The organism is Bacillus sp. FSL H8-0492 (genome assembly GCF_038006145.1).
Lineage (GTDB): Bacteria > Bacillota > Bacilli > Bacillales > Bacillaceae_G > Bacillus_A > Bacillus_A mycoides.
Window position 1 is genome coordinate 219,078 of sequence record NZ_JBBOUP010000001.1, and the last position, 18,802, is coordinate 237,879.

Genomic DNA, 18,802 nt, shown 5'->3' on the forward strand with positions numbered 1-18,802 from the left:
TTGGCATATATAAGTGTGAAAAAGCAGCGGAATTTGCTGCTTTTTTATTTTGTATTTCTATCTTAAGGCTGATGGAGAAGAAAAGAAATTTTTCTACAATGAAAGTGTAGATGAATACAAAGGGGCTGAATCAATATGTTAGTCATAGATCATATTACGAAATCATTTGGCAAGAAGGAAATCGTAAAGAATGTTTCTTTTGAAGTGAAAAAAGGTGAAACATTTGGGTTGCTTGGACCAAACGGAGCGGGGAAATCAACGACGATATCAATGATTTGCGGGTTAATTCCATACGATAGTGGTGATATAAAAGTTGGTGGGAAATCTGTAAAAGAGTATCCATTAGAAGCGAAAAAGAAAATCGGTATTGTCCCGCAAGACATTGCGCTGTATCCGACACTTTCAGCAAAGGAAAATTTAATCTTCTGGGGAAAGATGTACGGTTTAAATGGAAAAGTTGCAAAAGGGCGGGCAGAGGAAGTGTTAGCTTACGTCGGTTTACAGGATCGGGGAAAAGATAAAATTGAAACATTTTCAGGTGGAATGAAAAGGCGTATTAATATTGGTGCAGCACTTATGCACGAACCAGAGTTATTAATTATGGATGAACCGACAGTCGGGATTGATCCACAATCGAGAAATCATATTTTAGAGACTGTTAAAAAGTTAAATGAAAAAGGTATGACGGTCATTTATACGAGTCATTACATGGAAGAAGTTGAGTATTTATGTGAGCGAATTGCCATCGTTGATCATGGAAAGGTAATTGCACTAGGAACGAAAAGAGAGCTATGTAATCGTCTAACAGATGGGTTTATGGTGAAATTGCAATTAAATCGCTACAGTACGGAACTGCTACAAAAGTTGAAGGCACTACCTGTTGTTGAGCGGATTATTTTTGACGAAGATAGTAGCACGATTGATATTGGACTAAATGGTGGCGAGGCAATTGGCATAGTTGTTTCAGAAGTTGTTGAAAACAAAGCTCAAATTTTAAAACTGGAAGTAAAAGAACCGAATTTAGAGGCACTTTTTTTACAATTAACAGGACGTTCACTTCGTGATTAAGGGGGTTAGTACGAGATGAGAAGTTTCATTATTGCATGGAAAGATTTAAAAATCCGTTTAATTGATCGGCGCGGATTTATGATGATGTTAATTATGCCACTTGTATTAACGGCCATTTTAGGTTCAGCATTAAGTAATGTATTTGAGAGTGGTGGACTACCGAAAACAGTAATTGGCTATTATCAAGAGGGAACGGATGAGTTTGCAGATGTCTTTCAAAAAGATGTATTGCAATCTAAAGAAATAAAAGATGATGTGAAAGTAAAGGTAGTTAATTCTCAGGAAGAGCTTGAAGATATGTTAAAGGGAAAGGAAATCGATGTAGGAATTGTCATCCCAAATAAATGGAGCGAACAAGTACAAGATGGAAAATTAAAAGAACCAAAGGTGCTTATAGACCCATCAAAAGATATACAAGCAAAAATTGCTGAATCAATGATCCGCTCTTTTTCAGAACGTGTTCAAACAGTCGCAGTATCTACTAAAAGTGTTGTAACAGAATTAGCAAAATCTCAGCAGAGTGATGTAGCACAAGTTGCAAAAGAGGTAAGTGGAAGTCTACAGACGATAGCAACTGCAAGTGTGGGTAACATCCAAAAAGGAACGGTAGGCAAAAAAACAGTTGCAGCGATGCAATATTATGCAGCAGCAATGTTAGTCATGTTTTTACTATATAACATAACAGTAGGTGCAAAGTCAGTTGTAACAGAGCAACGAACTGAAACGTTGGCACGTTTGTTCAGTACACCGACGAGCTCATTTTCAATTTTATTCGGGAAGTTTTTAGGTACATTACTATTTGCCTGTATACAATTTGGAATATTTATAGTTGCTACACACTTTATGTTTCATGTGGAATGGGGCGCAGATGTGTCTCAAATAGTAGTGTTGGGAATTTCTTATGCAATTTGTGTTTCTGGTTTATCTATGTTAATCGCCGCTTTTATTCGTGAGGAAAAAACGGCAGATTTAATGGGGGGAATCGGTATTCAAATACTAGCTATATTAGGAGGATCAATGTTACCGATTTACGTATTTCCCGATACACTTCAAACAGTTGCGAATATTGCTCCGAATAAATGGGCACTTACGAGCTTCTTAAATATTATGTCGGGAACATCTTGGGATGTGCTATTCCCTGTCATTTTAAGTTTATGTAGTGCAGGAATTATCTCCGTTATGATTGGAACGTTACGTTTACGTACGAGATAGGAGGGGAAATGATGAAGAAAGTTTGGGCGCTTTGTTGGCTAGAATTAAAACAAATTTTAATTAAGCCACAAAGTTATATACTCATGTTTGGAATGCCTATTATGTTTACACTCATTTTCGGTGGACTTTTAGGCGGAAGTGGGAATGAGAAAGTAAATGTTAGTTTAGTAGATAAAGATGGTTCTGTATTATCTGGCAAGTATTATGAGGAAATAAAGAAAAGTGATTTAATTTCTATAGAAAAGGTAACGTATAGGGAAGGGATACAGAGGATCGAAGATAAGAAAGCATCTGGTATAATCATCATTCCGAAAGATTTTCAAAAGAGTATGCTAGATGGAAAAGTAGAAAATATCCAATTTCAAGCCAGTGCTGATTTTACGGGTGGAACTTCTGTAGAGCAAGTATTAGCAAGTGCATTAAAAAAGATGGAGATAGAAGTTAGTGCAGCAAGAGATTTTGAGAAGAAAAGTAACACTTCGTGGGAAACGATGTATGAAACAATTTATACAAAAATAGATCCTGTTTCGATTCAAAAAGAATTGATTTTACACGATGATCAAAAATTAAATAACGTTACAGGGCGAGCGGCAGGTTTTTCAATTCTATTCGTCATGATTGTCATGTTAAGTGCGACGGGAACTATTTTGAAAGCTAGACAACTTGGTGTTTGGTCTCGTTTATTAGGGGCACCAGTTTCAAAAGTTCAAATACTAGCAGGATATATCCTTTCCTTCTTTTTAATAGGGTGGATTCAATTTGGTGTTTTAATGATATTAACGCATTCATTATTTGATGTGCAGTGGGGAAATTTATTAGGGGTTATTACACTCGTTTCAGTATTGCTATTAGCGGTTATTGGTCTAGCTTTATTATTGGCAAGTATCGTGAAAACAACAGAACAGCAGTCCGCACTAGGGAATATCGTTGTAATTTCAACGTGTATGATTGGTGGTCTTTATTGGCCAATTGAAATTGAGCCTTCATGGATGCAAGCGGCGGCAAATTTTGTTCCGCAAACGTGGGCGATGCGTGGCTTTACTGAGTTAATTGTAAGGGGAGGTACATTAGCTGATATAGGAGGATATATTGGTATACTCATTTTATTTGCAGGAGTATTTTTCGTAATTGGTTTAACAAGAATACGTTATGACTGAAAAAAGAAAGCAGAGTTACAGCTTTACGCGCTGAACTCTGCTTTCTTTTTGTGTGGTATCTTCCCTTGTTGAAATTATAATAGCGATCCCGAGCATAATAAAAAAAGCTAAAAAGAGGACGAACTTTGGGAAGAAAGGGAATAGTAATAAGGCCCCGACTATTATGATTGTTAATAATACATAGTGCAGGACATATTGGAATAGGTTGTCCATATTTTCGCCCCCTTCTTGGTAGTTAATTGTTATTATTCTATGCGGGACTATTAGGTAATAGAATGAATTTTTTGCTAAGTTTACCTAAATTAAAGATTGATCAATAATTTCGAAAGAATTCTCAAAATATTTATATAGAAATAATTGACAAAATATACTGAAAGATATAAGCTAATAACCATAAAGTCTACCGGAAAGGTCAGAATAAAATTGTTACCCCTCAAAAATATCTTTTTTTACGTTTAAAACCGACTTTTCCGATTGGCTATAAAATGTTGCTGTGGGAGGCATACATTAGGCAAGCAGTTCATAAGGTGTAATTATTAAAAAAAAGTTAGGGTGGGGACAATGAAGAAAAAGACAAAAAAATGGGCTGGTGTATTTTCGGTATTACTGAGTAGTTCGCTTGTGTTATCTGCTTGTGGGGGACAGGAGGATACGGCTTCTACAGAACCAGTAAAACAGCAAGATTTAAAAAATATAAAAGTTGAAAATATTGCTGCGACAGATAAGACGAAAGTACCAGATAAAGCGAAGAATAGAAAAGATACGTTAGTAGTTGGCATTAGTAAACCAGGAGGCGTATTTTTACCATATTTCCAACAAAATGGTTGGGATGGAAACGTCACTTCAGTTATTTTTGCATCCCTTGTATCTACAGATAAACAAGGAAAACCAACTCCAGAATTAGCTGAGAAGTGGGATATTTCCTCTGATCAGTTAACATATACATTCCATTTACGTAAAGATTTGAAATTTAGCGATGGTTCACCATTAACAGCAGATGATGTAGCGTTCACATTGACGCTTTTACATGATAAGGCATATGAGGGTGACAAAGACATTTCTCAATATGCTGTTAAAGGTGGTAAAGAATATAAAGAAGGAAAAGCAACTTCTATTGAAGGAATTCAAGTTGTTGATCCACAGACAATTAAAATTACAACTGAAAAAGTTAATTCACAGGCACTAACAGCCTTAGGTGGAGAGGTATTATCAAAAGCTTATTATGGAAAAGATTACAAACAAAATACAAGCCTAGATTACTTAAAAGCGTTATATGAAAAACCGATAGCTGCGGGTCCATATAAATTTGAAAAGTATATCCCAGGGCAAGAAGTGCGATTTGTAGCAAATGAAAATTATTATGCGGGTAAACCAAAAATTCCAAACTTCATTTATAAAATTACTTCTGGTGATACGAAGCTTCAATTATTCCAAACAGGTGAGGTTGACTACACTGGCCTAGGTACTGGTGACGAAGTTCTTGAACAGGCTAAGGCTTTAGAATTTGCAAATATCCAAATCGAAACAGCAGCGTCATTTAGCTATATTTATATGAATAATAATAAGCCGTACTTAAAGGATAAAAAGGTTCGTCAAGCACTTATTTACGGATTAGATCGTAAAAAATATGTTGATACAGCATTGAAAGGATACGGTACGGTAGCTAATGTACCAATTCATCCAACTTCTTGGGCTTATACGGAAGAAGGAGTTAATAAATATGAATACGACAAAGAAAAAGCGAAAAAATTATTAGATGAAGCAGGATGGAAAGTTGGTTCGGATGGAATTCGTGAAAAAGATGGTCAAAAATTAAAGCTTTCTTATTTCGGCCCAAGTTCGGCTAAAGATAGCGATTTATTAATTCCGATTGCAAAAGAGAATTATAAAGAAATAGGTGTAGAATTTAACCCTGAATTTATGGACTTTAATACTATGCTTTCGAAGGTAAACAAAGGTGATTATGATTTAGCTTCTGTTTCGACACCAATTACAAGTGATCCGAGTGAAACAGCTGGTGAATATTTGTCGGGTGTCAATGAGAAGAGTCTTGGTTATAAAAATGCAAAAGTAGATGAGTTAATTCAAAAGGGTATTGAAACGGTAGATATTGAAAAACGTAAACCAATCTATAAAGAACTGTATAAAGAATTAAGTGATGATCCACCAGTAATTCTATTAAACTATCGTAGAACAATTACTGGTTATAACGGGAATATAAAAGGAATTGACCCTGAAAAATACAATAGTATTAGTGCAAACTTACCAGCTCTATCTATCGAAAAATAACGAGAAGAATGTATAAGTAGAAGACATTTTTTCATTCGGCAAGTAGTGTGCCGCTTTGAAAAAATGTTCTTCTATTTTAAGCATAAGATTGGAGAGAAAAAGGGTGAAAACATATATCATTCGTAGGCTGTTACAAATGATTCCTACACTGTTGGGGACATCGATTATTATCTTCTTCCTGTTCGCACTTCTTCCAGGAGATTATATTGATTCAAACCCGAAGATTACACCGGAAAGAGCAGCTGAACTTAGGGAATTGTATGGATTGAATAAACCAATTGTTGAGCGATATTTTCACTGGCTAGGTAATGCATTGCAGGGGGACTTTGGTTTTTCTCTTCAATATCAAGAATCTGTAACGTCATTATTAAATAAATTTATATGGAATTCGTTTATTGTTGCGATTATTGCATTGTTCTTTATTTGGCTAATTGCACTTATTATCGGTGTATTTTCAGCGACAAAGCAACATTCTTTATTCGATAAGCTTGTAACAATTGGTGTATTTGCAGCGATGTCATTTCCTTCATTCTTTATCGGTTTGTTTTTAATTAAAGTGTTTGCGGTTGACTTTAAGCTGTTGCCGATAGGCGGGATGATTGATGTTGGGAGTAATTCAACTGGGCTTGCTTACGGAATAGAAGTTGCAAAGCATATGGTTTTACCCGTATTTATTTTAACTCTTCTTGGAGTTGGCTCATTAACTCGTTATTTTAGAACGAGTATGTTAGAGGTTGTACGGCAAGATTACATTCGAACGGCTAGAGCAAAAGGTTTAAAGGAGAAGACCGTTATTTATAAACATGCATTAAAAAATGCAATTTTGCCGGCTATTACATTGCTTGCATTTGAATTACCAGGGTTGTTTTCAGGGGCAATTATTATAGAACAAATTTTCAACTGGCCAGGTATCGGTAATATTCAATTAGAAGCACTAAATTTTCGTGATTATACGGTATTAATGGCATTTACGATGTTTCTTTCGTGTTTGACAATTGTTTCAAACTTTTTAGCGGATATTGTATATGCAGTTGTTGATCCACGTATTCGTTTGAAGTAAGGGGGGAAAGAGATGGAAACTGTTACAGCAACTACGGAAAAAAAAGAAAAAAAGAAAAGAAGGAATGAATCATCGCCGTGGAGGCAAGCTTTTAAAAGGATAAAGAAAAATAAAATGGCACTTATAGGATTTTACGCATTAGTTTTTATGTTTTTATTTTGTTTTATTGGTCCATTCTTTTCACCGTATGCATCAGGAAAAATACAAGTTACGTTAATTAACAAACCACCTAGTTTTTCTCATTGGCTTGGCACAGATCAATTAGGAAGAGACATTTTAACGAGGCTTATGCAAGCAGGACGGATTTCATTAACAATTGGCTTAGCCTCAATGGTGTTATCCGTTATACTAGGTGCTTTATTAGGAGCGATTGCAGGTTTCTACCGTGGTATCGTCGATAATATTATAATGCGTCTTGCAGATATTTTAATGTCGATGCCAGGATTACCGTTACTTATTATAATGGGAGCTATTTTATCAGAATGGAAAGTACCATCTGATTATCGTCTTTATGTCATTATGATCATTTTAAGTTTAGTAGGTTGGCCAGGACTTGCACGCCTCGTACGAGGTCAAATTTTATCGCTGCGAGAACAATCGTTTATGCAAGCTGCTGATGTACTCGGGATAAACGATTACCGGAAAATTGTATATCATTTAATCCCAAATGTTCTGCCGATATTAATTGTTGTATCCACATTAGGTGTTGCAGGTTCTATTTTAGGAGAGTCTGCACTAAGTTACCTAGGACTTGGCGTTGTCCCGCCTACACCATCGTGGGGAAATATGATTAGTGCAGCAAACTCATTAATCGATTTCCAAAAGCGTCCGTGGTTATGGATCCCGCCTGGTTTTGCAATCTTTATAACAGTTGTATCAATTAATATACTTGGCGATGCACTTCGTGATGCATTAGATCCAAAGATGAAGCGGTAGGTGAGAAAGCATGAGTAGAGCAGTAGTAGAGCTAAAGGATTTACAAACACACTTTCAGACGGAAGAAGGTACAGTAAAGGCTGTCAATCATGTTAGCTTTTCAGTTCGAGAAGGTGAAACAGTTTGTGTAGTAGGCGAATCAGGTTGCGGGAAAAGTGTAACGGCTTTATCTATTATGGGACTTATTGCTGAATCTGGCGGCATCGTTGGTGGTGATATTCTTTATGAAGGAAAAAGTCTTTTAGGAATGAAAGAGAAAGAACTTCGTAGTTTAAGAGGAAATGATATCGCGATGATTTTCCAGGAACCGATGACATCGCTTAATCCGGTCTTTACTGTTGGAGAGCAAATTGTTGAGACGTTAAGAGAGCATGAACTACTTAGCAAAAACGAAGCATACAAAAAAGCAATTGAATTAATTCGTAAAGTTGGTATTGCTCGTGCTGATGAAATTGTCCATTCTTATCCGCACGAATTAAGCGGTGGTATGTTACAACGTATTATGATTGCTATTGCACTTAGTTGTAATCCAAAGTTATTAATTGCAGATGAACCGACAACAGCTCTAGACGTTACGATTCAAGCGCAAATATTAGACTTACTAAGACAAGTAAAAGAGGAATTTAAAACGTCCATTTTATTAATTACACATGATCTAGGTGTTGTAGCGGAAATGGCCGATTATGTTGTCGTTATGTATGGTGGAAAAGTTATTGAAGAGGCACCGGTACTAGAAATATTTCAAAATCCGAAACATCCATATACGCAAGGGTTGCTAAAATCAAAACCAGTAATGGGGAAACGAACAGATAAACTTTATTCTATTCCAGGGCAAGTTCCAAATTTAGTTGGCTTAGATGAGTTTTGCTACTTTAGTGGTCGCTGTGAACATTGCATGGAAATATGCAAAAATGAAGCGCCAAATCTTAATGTGCATGACGAGGATCATAAAGTAGCTTGTTGGTTATATGAGGAGCGTGCTGGGCAATGAGTGAACCATTATTAGAAGTGAAGAACTTAAAAACGTATTTTCCGATTAAGGGCGGCGTATTTAGTAGAACGATTGGACATGTGAAAGCGGTAGATGGGGTAAGCTTTACAATTGATAAAGGAGAAGTGTTTGGCCTTGTAGGAGAGTCTGGAAGTGGGAAAACGACGATAGGAAAAACAATTCTCCGTCTCGTTCAAAAAACAGAAGGTGAAGTGAAATTTAAAGGTCAAGATGTTCATGCTTTATCAAAAGAAGAGCTGAGAAAGCATCGTCCTAATATGCAGCTCGTCTTTCAAGATCCATTTAGCTCATTAAATCCAAGAATGAGAATTGGAGAAGCGCTTGGTGAGCCAATGTTGGCTCACGGACTAGCGACGAAAGAAAATGTCCGTGCAAAGGTGATAGAAGTATTGGAGTTATGTGGTTTAGCGCCGTATCATATTGACCGGTACCCTCATGAGTTTTCCGGTGGGCAACGTCAACGTATCGTTATTGCAAGGGCGATGGTATTAGATCCAGAATTTATTGTAGCTGATGAGCCTGTTGCGGCATTAGATGTATCTATTCAAGCGCAAATCATTAATTTGTTTAGTGAATTACAGGAGAAAAGGGGATTATCCTATTTATTCATTTCACATGATTTAAGTGTTGTGGAGCACTTATGTACGAAAATTGGAATTATGTATTTAGGAACTATTGTGGAAACAGCACCACGTGATGAGTTATTTGCGAATCCGCTTCATCCATATACAAAAGCATTGTTATCAGCAGTGCCAATACCGGATCCAACGGTTAAGCGAGAACGGATTATTCTAGAAGGGGATATTCCAAGTCCTGCAAATCCACCATCAGGTTGCCGTTTTCATACACGTTGCCCCGTTGCTACAGATATTTGTAAAACGAATGTACCAGAATTCCGTAATGTGGGTGAAGATCATTTTGTTGCTTGTCATCATGTGTAAAAGAAAAGGACTCTTTCAAAATGTGAAAGAGTCCTTTTTTTACCCCGCATTAACTGCCCGTAAAAGCCCGATTGGTTCAACTAATAATCAGAGGAACCCCACCTCTGATTAAAGTTTCACTTTATTTACTAGATGAAGTTTGTTTTAATACAAATTGCTCAATTGCATGAGCAACACCGTTTTCATTATTTGTTAATGTAACAACGTCACATAATTTTTTTACGTCTTCTTCAGCATTTCCCATTGCAACTGATAAGCCGGCTACTTGTAGCATTGGCACATCATTAAAGTTGTCACCGATTGCAACAGTATCTTCAATTGGTATATTGAAATAAGCTGCCATTTCTTGCAAACCATTGCCTTTATGGCCATGCTTATCCATAATTTCTACATTAGTAGGAGCTGATGCCGTAACTGAAATGTCCGTATCTTCTTGTAAAGTTTGTAATAGCTGTGAACGATGAGCAGCATTAAATGTTAAAATGAAGAATTTAGATATTTCTAATTCTGGATTATTTACGACATCTTCTATTTTTTGGAAATCGGTAATTAAGTTAGATTTCTTTTGTTTTTCTGTAATTCTTTCAAGTTCCTCAAGTGTAACATCTAGTGTATGTTTATTTTCTTCGAATGCCTGCATAACTTGACCTTGCCATGTATAAGGAGAATAAACCCCTTTATTTGTGTACAACTTATATGGAAAACCTTCAGATTCTAGTAATTTTGCAAGCTTGTATACTTTATCATTTTGTAAACAACGCGAGTTAATTACTTTTCCGTCCACATAAACAATTGCCCCATTGCTTGCTCCAACTGGAAGAGATAGTTTATATTCTTCCAATAATTTCAAAGCATCCTCTTTCGCGCGGCCAGAACAAATCATTACAATATGACCAGCCTCTTTTGCGGTTTGGATAGCTTGTAAGTTCTCTTTGGAGATTTCAAGATTAGATGATAGTAGTGTACCATCCATATCTAGTGCGATTAATTTCAAAATGACCACCTCTTTGTTTCCATTATACATAGTTATATAGAGGAAACATATAAACTTATCTTGGAAAGATAGTATTTTATCCCGCATTAATTTCTAGTAAAAGTGCGATTGGTGAGGGGGATAATTAGTAGGGAATGGAACTCTCGTTGATTAAAGTTTCACTTTGGTTTTTAACAAAATAGAGATGAATAATATTATATTTCGCTTTATGACCTTAATGTTACACTAGTGTTACAAATGTGATTGTAGTAGAAAACGCATTAAAACAAGGTTTTTGAGTGTTTATTTAAAAAAACGTAAAAAAAGTGTAATAAAATTTACGTAATTATATTGCAACGTAATAATAGTTATGTTACATTATTGTTACAAACGTTACGTAATTAATTTCAATGTAACGTTAACATGAAAACTATGAACTAATCATTTCTTAGTAATTACATATAGATAACTTATAAAAAAGGAGAATGAATGATATGAACAACGAGAAAGTATTAAACGTAACAAAAGGTGACTTCTTAGGATCAGCAAGCGGAGCAGTAGTATTAACAGCATTAATCGTATTTCTATCAAGCGTATTAGTATAATAGAAGTTTTGTAACAAAAGATAAATGAAGGGAGAATGAAAGATATGAAAGAGCAAGTATTACAAGTAACAAAAGGTGACTTCGTAGGATCAGCAAGTGGAGCGGTAGTATTAACAGCATTAATCGTATTTCTATCAAGCGTATTAGTATAATAGAAGTTTTGTAGCAAAAGATAAATGAAGGGAGAATGAAAGATATGAAAGAGCAAGTATTACAAGTAACAAAAGGTGACTTCGTAGGATCAGCAAGTGGAGCGGTAGTATTAACAGCATTAATCGTATTTCTATCAAGCGTATTAGTATAATAGAAGTTTTGTAGCAAAAGATAAATGAAGGGAGAATGAAAGATATGAAAGAGCAAGTATTACAAGTAACAAAAGGTGACTTCGTAGGATCAGCAAGTGGAGCGGTAGTATTAACAGCATTAATCGTATTTCTATCAAGCGTATTAGTATAATAAAAGTTTTAAATTGTACAAAATGAAAGGAGAATGTGGAATATGAACAGTGAACAAGTGTTACAAGTAACAAAAACAGATTTATTAGGATCATTAGGCGGAGCGGTAATATTAACATCATTTATTCTATTCCTTGCAAATATATTAGTATGAAAAATATAAATACAATCATTCAAAAAAAATAAAGACTCTAACGTATTAGTAAGTAGTTAATATGTTGGAGTCTTTTTTGTTTTCCTCTCATATATACCTTCAAGTATTAATATTTTCCCCTTACTTTAAAGAGAAAAAAGTCGAATTTTATATGTAAGAAAAAAAGAGGAATTTGACAGAAAAGATAGAAAATTTTAAAGGTCGGAAATTGTTAGCTTGCTAACTAATTTCTATTAATTTATGTTGGAAGCGTTTTCGGTTGGTTTTAAGTATGGACCATTTAATCTATTTACAGGGGGATGAAGATATTATGAAACAAAAATCTATGGATACGCTAGCTGCACAAATGGAGGACTTTTTTCCGGTACGTGATGTAGATCATTTGGAATTTTACGTAGGGAATGCAAAGCAATCAAGTTATTATCTTGCGAGAGCGTTTGGATTCAAAATTGTTGCTTATTCTGGATTAGAAACAGGAAACCGTGAAAAGGTATCTTATGTTCTTGTGCAAAAAAATATGCGTTTTGTTGTGTCTGGAGCTTTAAGTAGCGATAGCCGTATTGCAGAGTTTGTAAAGACTCATGGTGATGGAGTGAAAGATGTAGCTTTACTTGTTGATGACGTTGATAAAGCATACTCTGAAGCTGTAAAACGTGGCGCTGTTGCGATTGCTCCTCCTGAAGAGTTAACAGATGAGGAAGGTACCTTGAAGAAAGCGGTTATTGGTACGTATGGTGATACAATTCATACGCTTGTAGAGCGTAAAAATTATAAAGGAACATTCATGCCAGGATTTCAAAAGGTAGAGTTCAATATTCCATTTGAAGAATCCGGTTTAATTGCTGTAGACCATGTCGTTGGTAACGTTGAGAAAATGGAAGAATGGGTTAGTTATTATGAGAACGTCATGGGATTTAAACAAATGATTCACTTTGATGATGACGATATTAGCACAGAGTATTCGGCATTAATGTCAAAAGTTATGACGAATGGAAGCCGTATTAAGTTTCCAATTAATGAACCAGCAGACGGAAAAAGAAAGTCACAAATTCAAGAATATCTAGAGTTCTATAACGGAGCGGGTGTACAGCATCTTGCTTTATTAACAAGTGACATTGTAAAAACAATTGAAGTGCTTCGTGCGAATGGCGTGGAGTTTTTAGATACGCCAGATACGTATTACGATGAGTTAACTGCACGTGTTGGGAAAATTGATGAAGAAATTGATAGATTAAAAGAATTGAAGATTCTAGTAGACCGTGACGAAGAAGGTTATTTATTACAAATCTTTACGAAACCAATTGTAGATCGTCCAACTCTATTTATTGAAATCATCCAACGTAAAGGTTCTCGTGGATTTGGCGAAGGGAACTTTAAAGCTTTATTCGAATCAATTGAAAGAGAACAAGAGCGTCGCGGAAATTTATAAAATTTGTATCCACCAGCAAGAGTTCCTTTGTTGGTGGAAATTTCATTTTCATAGGGAGGAATCACGATGAAATTTGTTACATTTCGTCTCCCATCGAAAGAAATGCGAGCTGGATGGCTTGAAGGTGACAAAGTAATCGATATGAATCTTGCGAGTGATGGACAATTACCTTCTTCTATGTTCGCCTTTTTAGAGAAAGCAGATGAGTATGTAGAAGTATTGCGTAATATTAAGAATCCTGAAAAGGGTATATATTCCTTAGAGGAAGTTCAATTAGCAGCGGCAATTCCTAATCCGAGTAGCATTCGAGATTTTTATGCATTTGAGCAGCATGTAAAAACAGCCCGCGGACGAAGAGGGCTAGAGGTTGTACCTGAATGGTATGATATCCCGGTTTTTTATTTTACGAACCACCGTGCTGTTATTGGTCCAGATGATTTTGTTATTGGTCCGAAGAAGTCTAAAAAGCTTGATTATGAGTTAGAGATTGCTTGCGTAATTGGGAAAGAAGGACGAAACATTTCTCGTGAACAAGCAGAGGAATATATTTTTGGTTACTGCATTATGAACGACTGGAGTGCAAGGGACTTACAAGCAACAGAAATGAAAGTGGGACTCGGTCCAGCGAAAGGAAAAGATTTTGCAACTTCATTAGGAGCGTATCTCGTTACGAAAGAGGAATTAGACGTTTATCGTAACGGTGATCGTTATGATTTAGAGATGACTGCTCATGTAAATGGAAAGATATTATCAAAGGGAAACTTCCAAGATATTTACTATACATTTGCTGAAATGATTGAACGTGCTTCGGAAGACGTTACGTTATATCCAGGAGATGTGATTGGTTCTGGGACAGTAGGAACAGGATGTATTTTAGAACTTGGTACAGAAGAGTGGCTACAAGATGGAGATGTTGTAGAGTTGTCGATTACTGGTTTAGGTACGTTACGTAATACGGTCAAAAAAGACATGAAAGCAGGTGATGGGCATGTTTTATCGTCACATGGGGGAGCTACCTCATAAACGACATGTACAATTTCGTAAAAAAGATGGATCGCTTTATCGTGAGCAGGTAATGGGGACAAAAGGTTTCTCTGGTACCCAGTCAATTTTGTATCATCATTATATGCCAACAGAAGTAGGGCACGCGGCATTATCACATTCTTGTCAGTTACAGTATGAAGAGGATGCCCTTCTTGCTCATCGCCACTTCCGTACGAAAGAAAATAAAAAAACTGGTGATGCAGTAAGCGGAAGAAACTTTATGCTTGGGAATGAGGATTTATTAATTGGAGTAGTGAGTCCAACAGAAAAAATGGATTATTTTTACCGTAATGGTGATGGCGATGAAATGTTATTTGTTCATTATGGAACAGGAAAAATTGAAACGATGTTTGGAACGATTTACTATAGAAAAGGTGATTATGTAACAATTCCAATTGGAACGATTTATCGTGTTATTCCAGATGAGGGAGAGACTAAGTTTCTTGTTGTAGAGGCAAATAGCCAAATTACAACACCAAGTCGCTATCGCAATGAATATGGGCAATTGTTAGAACATAGTCCGTTTTGTGAAAGGGATATTCGTGGCCCGGAAAAATTGGAGACATATGATGATAAAGGTGAGTTTGTCGTAATGACAAAGTCGAGAGGTTATATGCACAAGCATGTGTTAGGGCACCATCCGTTAGATGTTGTTGGGTGGGATGGTTATTTATATCCGTGGGTCTTTAATGTGGAGGATTTTGAGCCAATTACAGGTCGTATTCATCAGCCACCACCAGTACATCAAACATTCGAAGGGCATAATTTCGTCATTTGCTCTTTCGTACCGCGTTTATACGATTATCATCCAGAATCTATTCCGGCACCATATTATCATAGTAATGTGAATAGTGATGAAGTACTGTACTATGTAGAAGGTAACTTTATGAGCCGAAAAGGTGTAGAAGAAGGTTCTATTACGCTTCATCCAAGCGGGATCCCGCATGGGCCACATCCAGGGAAAACAGAAGCGAGTATAGGGAAGAAAGAGACACTTGAACTGGCTGTTATGATAGATACATTCCGTCCGCTTCGTATTGTAAAACAAGCACATGAGACGGAAGATGAAAAATATATGTATAGCTGGATTGAAGAGGGTTCATATACTGTGAAATAAGTAAAAAGAGGCATGCTCACTACGGGAGCATGCCTCTTTTATGGAATCGACATGTATAATAATACCAAAAAAGTTATGAAAATATATATAGATATGATTGTCTGAATCTTTTTATCGAAAGGATGATAAGAGTATAGTATGTATCTCGATAGTTTTCTGTTTATTTCGACAAAAGTATTGACTAAAAAACATGCCGTGGGTAAAATGAGGAAAGTAAATTAAATTTTCAGAAAACTAAAATCATGGAGGAGCACAGTATGAAGCAAATTTTTCAAAAGAAGCCGATTTCAACGTTACTGCAAGAAAGTAAACAAAAGACATTATCGAGAACGTTAGGGGCACTTGATTTAACAATGCTTGGAATCGGAGCAATTGTTGGAACTGGTATTTTTGTTCTTACTGGCGTTGTAGCAGCGAAACATTCTGGACCAGCTATTATATTATCATTTGCTATAGCTGCATTAGCTTGTGCCTTTGCTGCATTTTGTTACGCTGAATTTGCTTCTTCAGTTCCTGTCTCAGGGAGTGTTTACACGTACACGTATGCGACGATGGGAGAAGTATTTGCATTCTTAATTGGATGGGATTTAATGCTCGAGTATTTATTAGCCACATCTGCTGTAGCCAATGGATGGTCAGCGTATTTTCAATCGTTATTAAAGGGATTTGGGATTCATATTCCGACCATTCTCTCCTCGGCCCCTGGTACTGGAAAGGGTGGAATAATTGATTTACCTGCAGTTCTAATTATTCTAGTTATGACGGTTCTTTTATCTAGAGGTGTTCGTGAAAGTGCACGTGTAAATAATATAATGGTATTTATTAAACTAGCAGTTGTTCTCATTTTTATCTTCGCCGGATTTAATTATGTAAAACCTGAAAATTGGACACCTTTTATGCCATTTGGGTTAGATGGTGTAATGGCTGGAGCAGCTACAGTTTTCTTCGCATTCATTGGATTTGATGCTGTATCAACAGCCGCAGAAGAAGTGAAGCGCCCACAACGCGATTTGCCGATTGGAATTATTGCATCGTTACTAGTTTGTACGGTTCTGTACATTGTTGTTTCACTTATTTTGACAGGGATTGTTCCATACGGTCAGTTGAATATATCAGATCCAGTTGCTTTCGCACTTCAATTTATTGGACAAGATAGTTTGGCGGGAGTGATATCAGTAGGAGCAATTACAGGAATTACAACTGTAATGCTAGTTATGATGTATGGGCAAGTTCGTGTTTCATATGCAATGAGCAGAGATGGATTGTTACCGAAGCGTCTTGCTAAAGTTCATCCGAAATTTAAAACGCCATTTTTAAACACATGGGCAACAGGTATTATTGCAGCACTTATTTCAGGATTAATAGATTTAAATGTTTTAGCACATCTTGTAAATATGGGAACTTTGTCAGCATTTGCACTTGTAGCTGTAGCTGTCATTGTGATGAGACGAACTCATCCTGATTTACCAAGGGCGTTTAAGGCGCCGCTCGTACCATTTTTACCAGCATTAACAGTTATCTTTTGCTTATATTTGATGCTTCAATTATCAGCAACAGCTTGGATTAGTTTTGGTGTTTGGATGGTTATCGGTATAGTAGTTTATTTCGCCTATAGTAGAAAGCGTAGTGTTTTAAATAATAGTAAAAAAGAAGAAGATGTAGCAAATTTATAAATGGAAAAATCCATTCTAATTCTGTTAGGATGGATTTTTATTTTGAAAATTTACATTTTTCTGAATGTATTATAAGATAATTGTTGGCGAACTAAAGGGGGGAAAATGTGAAAAATACATGGCGTGAGCTAAGAGAGATGGATCGTAACGTATGGATTCGATTTATCGGTGAGACTTTGAACGGAATTGCGATGATGATGTTAATGCCTTTTTTTGCACTATATTTAAAAGATAAGGTAGATTCTTTATTACAAGTTGGGATTATTATGGCGCTTTCTCCAATTGCTGCAAGCTTTGGCTCGCTTATAGGCGGAAGAATAGCTGATATATATGGAAGAAAGCCAATTATGATATTTTCAATGGCGAGTAATGCGTTATTAATGCTCGGTTTTTTATTTATCGAAGGATTTATTCCATACGCTATTTTATCTATTTTTTTAGGGTTAAGTAATTCTTTATTTCATCCAGCAGCATCAGCGATGGTTGCAGATGTGACGGCGCCAGAAAAAAGAACAGAAGCATATGGTTTATTGCGAATGGGACACAATATTGGTGCTGCAATTGGACCGATAATGGGAGCATCAGTAGTTGTTTTATCAAAGAACCTCGTGTTTATTATTGCTTCATCCGCTATGTTGTTCTATGCGCTACTAGTGTTAGTACTTATTAAAGAAACAATGCCAAAAATTACGGATATGACGGAAAAAAGTAAAGAGCAGGAATCCGGAGTAGTTTGGAAAATTTTAATGAGAGATAAGGCGTTAATGATTTATTTGTTAGCGGGGATCATTATTTCTATGGGGTTTTCTCAAACAGAAGGCATGTTACCGCTTCACTTTGATAACGAAATGAAGGATATTTTTGGAGTCAACAATCCATACCCATATTTAATGGCATTAAATGGTCTATTAGTTGTTTTATTTCAATTTCAAATTTCAAAATGGGCGACAGATAAACCTGTTGGAAAGACGATGTTATACGGTGCGTGTCTGTTCGGAATTGGTTTGTTTTTTATAGGATGGTTACCGAAGTGGTTTGGAGAATATGATACAAATGCTACAATTATTTTAATGACGTTAATGTTTGTTTATGCCATATATACGTTAGGCGAGATGATTATGTCGCCTGTACAGATGACGTTTGTAGCGAATTTGGCCCCTGAGCATTTGAGAGGAACCTATATGGGGGCGGCGAGTTTGCAGTGGATTACAGGAAGTGCATTCGGTCCACTTCTTGGTGGTTTTTTATTGGATCGTTTGCTTGGTCACTACTTATTTACAATTTTAAGTGTAGGGTGTGTAGTTGCAGGCTTTGTATATGTTTCTTTAGATCGTCTTGTTGAGCAGAGGCAAAAAGATACGCCTACAAAACAGTCTTCTTAATAAAATGAAACTTTAATCAGTGTTTTTTCATTCTCCACAAATGGTAAGGTAATATAGATGACATACACACAAAGTGGATTTCTACATATTTTAGGTACATAACTAGATTAGATAGCAATTTTGCCCTAAAGTTTAATTTTGTTTAGCTGTGTAGAAATTAAAGGGAAAAAGTGTAGAAAACCAATAAGTGGTGTCTTTTAATTATTTGTGGAAGTTACATTTTATTTCAAATAGGAACTACCTATTTTTATAAAAAGTGCTAAAATAGAAAAATGAAAACAATTGGTTAGGGTGA

General features: G+C 36.1%; 20 protein-coding genes. 18 read left to right on the top strand and 2 right to left on the bottom strand.

Going from position 1 to position 18,802, the window contains the following annotated elements:
• Positions 1–135 precede the first annotated feature (135 nt).
• The 3 genes from MHH66_RS01255 to MHH66_RS01265 are packed head-to-tail and all read left to right on the top strand — an operon-like array spanning position 136 to position 3,437.
• Positions 136–1,068: an ABC transporter ATP-binding protein gene (locus MHH66_RS01255; protein ID WP_078185467.1), complete on the top strand. Its 933-nt coding sequence runs from the start codon at positions 136–138 to the stop codon at positions 1,066–1,068.
• A gap of 15 nt (positions 1,069–1,083) precedes the next feature.
• Positions 1,084–2,280 (top strand): ABC transporter permease, encoded by a 1,197-nt coding sequence (locus tag MHH66_RS01260; protein ID WP_078185468.1) that lies wholly within the window; start codon positions 1,084–1,086, stop codon positions 2,278–2,280.
• A gap of 11 nt (positions 2,281–2,291) precedes the next feature.
• A complete protein-coding gene (locus MHH66_RS01265; protein ID WP_078185469.1) occupies positions 2,292–3,437 on the top strand; it encodes an ABC transporter permease in 1,146 nt (381 codons plus the stop codon).
• Between the two features lie 15 nt (positions 3,438–3,452).
• On the opposite strand, the gene MHH66_RS01270 is transcribed toward MHH66_RS01265, so the two are convergent.
• Positions 3,453–3,650, bottom strand: coding sequence for a hypothetical protein (locus MHH66_RS01270; RefSeq protein WP_002115459.1), 198 nt, complete (start codon positions 3,648–3,650; stop codon positions 3,453–3,455).
• Between the two features lie 348 nt (positions 3,651–3,998).
• On the opposite strand from MHH66_RS01270, the gene MHH66_RS01275 reads away from it, so the two are divergent.
• From MHH66_RS01275 to MHH66_RS01295, 5 genes are all read left to right on the top strand, one after another.
• Entirely contained in the window at positions 3,999–5,726 is a 1,728-nt protein-coding gene (locus MHH66_RS01275) for an ABC transporter substrate-binding protein (protein WP_000730686.1), read from the top strand.
• Positions 5,727–5,829: 103 nt separating this feature from the next.
• On the top strand, positions 5,830–6,786 hold the full coding sequence (locus tag MHH66_RS01280) for an ABC transporter permease (protein ID WP_002091399.1): 957 nt from the start codon (positions 5,830–5,832) through the stop codon (positions 6,784–6,786).
• 12 nt (positions 6,787–6,798) lie between these two features.
• Positions 6,799–7,722, top strand: coding sequence for an oligopeptide ABC transporter permease (gene opp4C, locus MHH66_RS01285; RefSeq protein ID WP_000451066.1), 924 nt, complete (start codon positions 6,799–6,801; stop codon positions 7,720–7,722).
• A 10-nt stretch (positions 7,723–7,732) separates the two neighbouring features.
• Positions 7,733–8,713, top strand: coding sequence for an ABC transporter ATP-binding protein (locus MHH66_RS01290; protein ID WP_002091396.1), 981 nt, complete (start codon positions 7,733–7,735; stop codon positions 8,711–8,713).
• A complete protein-coding gene (locus MHH66_RS01295; RefSeq protein ID WP_078185470.1) occupies positions 8,710–9,675 on the top strand; it encodes an ABC transporter ATP-binding protein in 966 nt (321 codons plus the stop codon). The genes MHH66_RS01290 and MHH66_RS01295 overlap by 4 nt, the downstream gene beginning before the upstream one ends.
• Positions 9,676–9,796: 121 nt before the next feature.
• Here MHH66_RS01295 and MHH66_RS01300 read toward each other — a convergent pair whose 3' ends face one another.
• Entirely contained in the window at positions 9,797–10,669 is an 873-nt protein-coding gene (locus MHH66_RS01300) for a Cof-type HAD-IIB family hydrolase (RefSeq protein ID WP_002187510.1), read from the bottom strand.
• A gap of 473 nt (positions 10,670–11,142) precedes the next feature.
• Here MHH66_RS01300 and MHH66_RS01305 point away from each other — a divergent pair, with 473 nt between their 5' ends.
• From MHH66_RS01305 to MHH66_RS01350, 10 genes are all read left to right on the top strand, one after another.
• Positions 11,143–11,253, top strand: a complete 111-nt coding sequence (locus MHH66_RS01305) for a DUF3948 family protein (RefSeq protein ID WP_078185471.1) — start codon at positions 11,143–11,145, stop codon at positions 11,251–11,253.
• 35 nt (positions 11,254–11,288) lie between these two features.
• Positions 11,289–11,405 (top strand): DUF3948 family protein, encoded by a 117-nt coding sequence (locus tag MHH66_RS01310; RefSeq protein WP_000654250.1) that lies wholly within the window; start codon positions 11,289–11,291, stop codon positions 11,403–11,405.
• 44 nt (positions 11,406–11,449) lie between these two features.
• Complete coding sequence (locus tag MHH66_RS01315; RefSeq protein ID WP_000664237.1) at positions 11,450–11,557, top strand: DUF3948 family protein; 108 nt, start codon at positions 11,450–11,452, stop codon at positions 11,555–11,557.
• 35 nt (positions 11,558–11,592) lie between these two features.
• Positions 11,593–11,709: a DUF3948 family protein gene (locus MHH66_RS01320; protein WP_000654250.1), complete on the top strand. Its 117-nt coding sequence runs from the start codon at positions 11,593–11,595 to the stop codon at positions 11,707–11,709.
• A 42-nt stretch (positions 11,710–11,751) separates the two neighbouring features.
• Positions 11,752–11,862 carry a DUF3948 family protein gene (locus MHH66_RS01325; protein ID WP_001083697.1) on the top strand — a complete coding sequence of 37 codons (111 nt, stop codon included), beginning with the start codon at positions 11,752–11,754 and terminating at the stop codon, positions 11,860–11,862.
• Between the two features lie 310 nt (positions 11,863–12,172).
• Entirely contained in the window at positions 12,173–13,291 is a 1,119-nt protein-coding gene (hppD, locus tag MHH66_RS01330) for a 4-hydroxyphenylpyruvate dioxygenase (protein WP_002140158.1), read from the top strand.
• A gap of 66 nt (positions 13,292–13,357) precedes the next feature.
• Positions 13,358–14,314, top strand: coding sequence for a fumarylacetoacetate hydrolase family protein (locus MHH66_RS01335; RefSeq protein ID WP_063218189.1), 957 nt, complete (start codon positions 13,358–13,360; stop codon positions 14,312–14,314).
• Positions 14,280–15,452, top strand: a complete 1,173-nt coding sequence (locus tag MHH66_RS01340; protein WP_078185472.1) for a homogentisate 1,2-dioxygenase — start codon at positions 14,280–14,282, stop codon at positions 15,450–15,452. The genes MHH66_RS01335 and MHH66_RS01340 overlap by 35 nt, the downstream gene beginning before the upstream one ends.
• 257 nt (positions 15,453–15,709) lie before the next feature.
• Entirely contained in the window at positions 15,710–17,125 is a 1,416-nt protein-coding gene (locus MHH66_RS01345; protein WP_063218188.1) for an amino acid permease, read from the top strand.
• A gap of 107 nt (positions 17,126–17,232) precedes the next feature.
• Positions 17,233–18,507 carry an MDR family MFS transporter gene (locus tag MHH66_RS01350; RefSeq protein ID WP_063218187.1) on the top strand — a complete coding sequence of 425 codons (1,275 nt, stop codon included), beginning with the start codon at positions 17,233–17,235 and terminating at the stop codon, positions 18,505–18,507.
• Positions 18,508–18,802 lie beyond the last annotated feature (295 nt).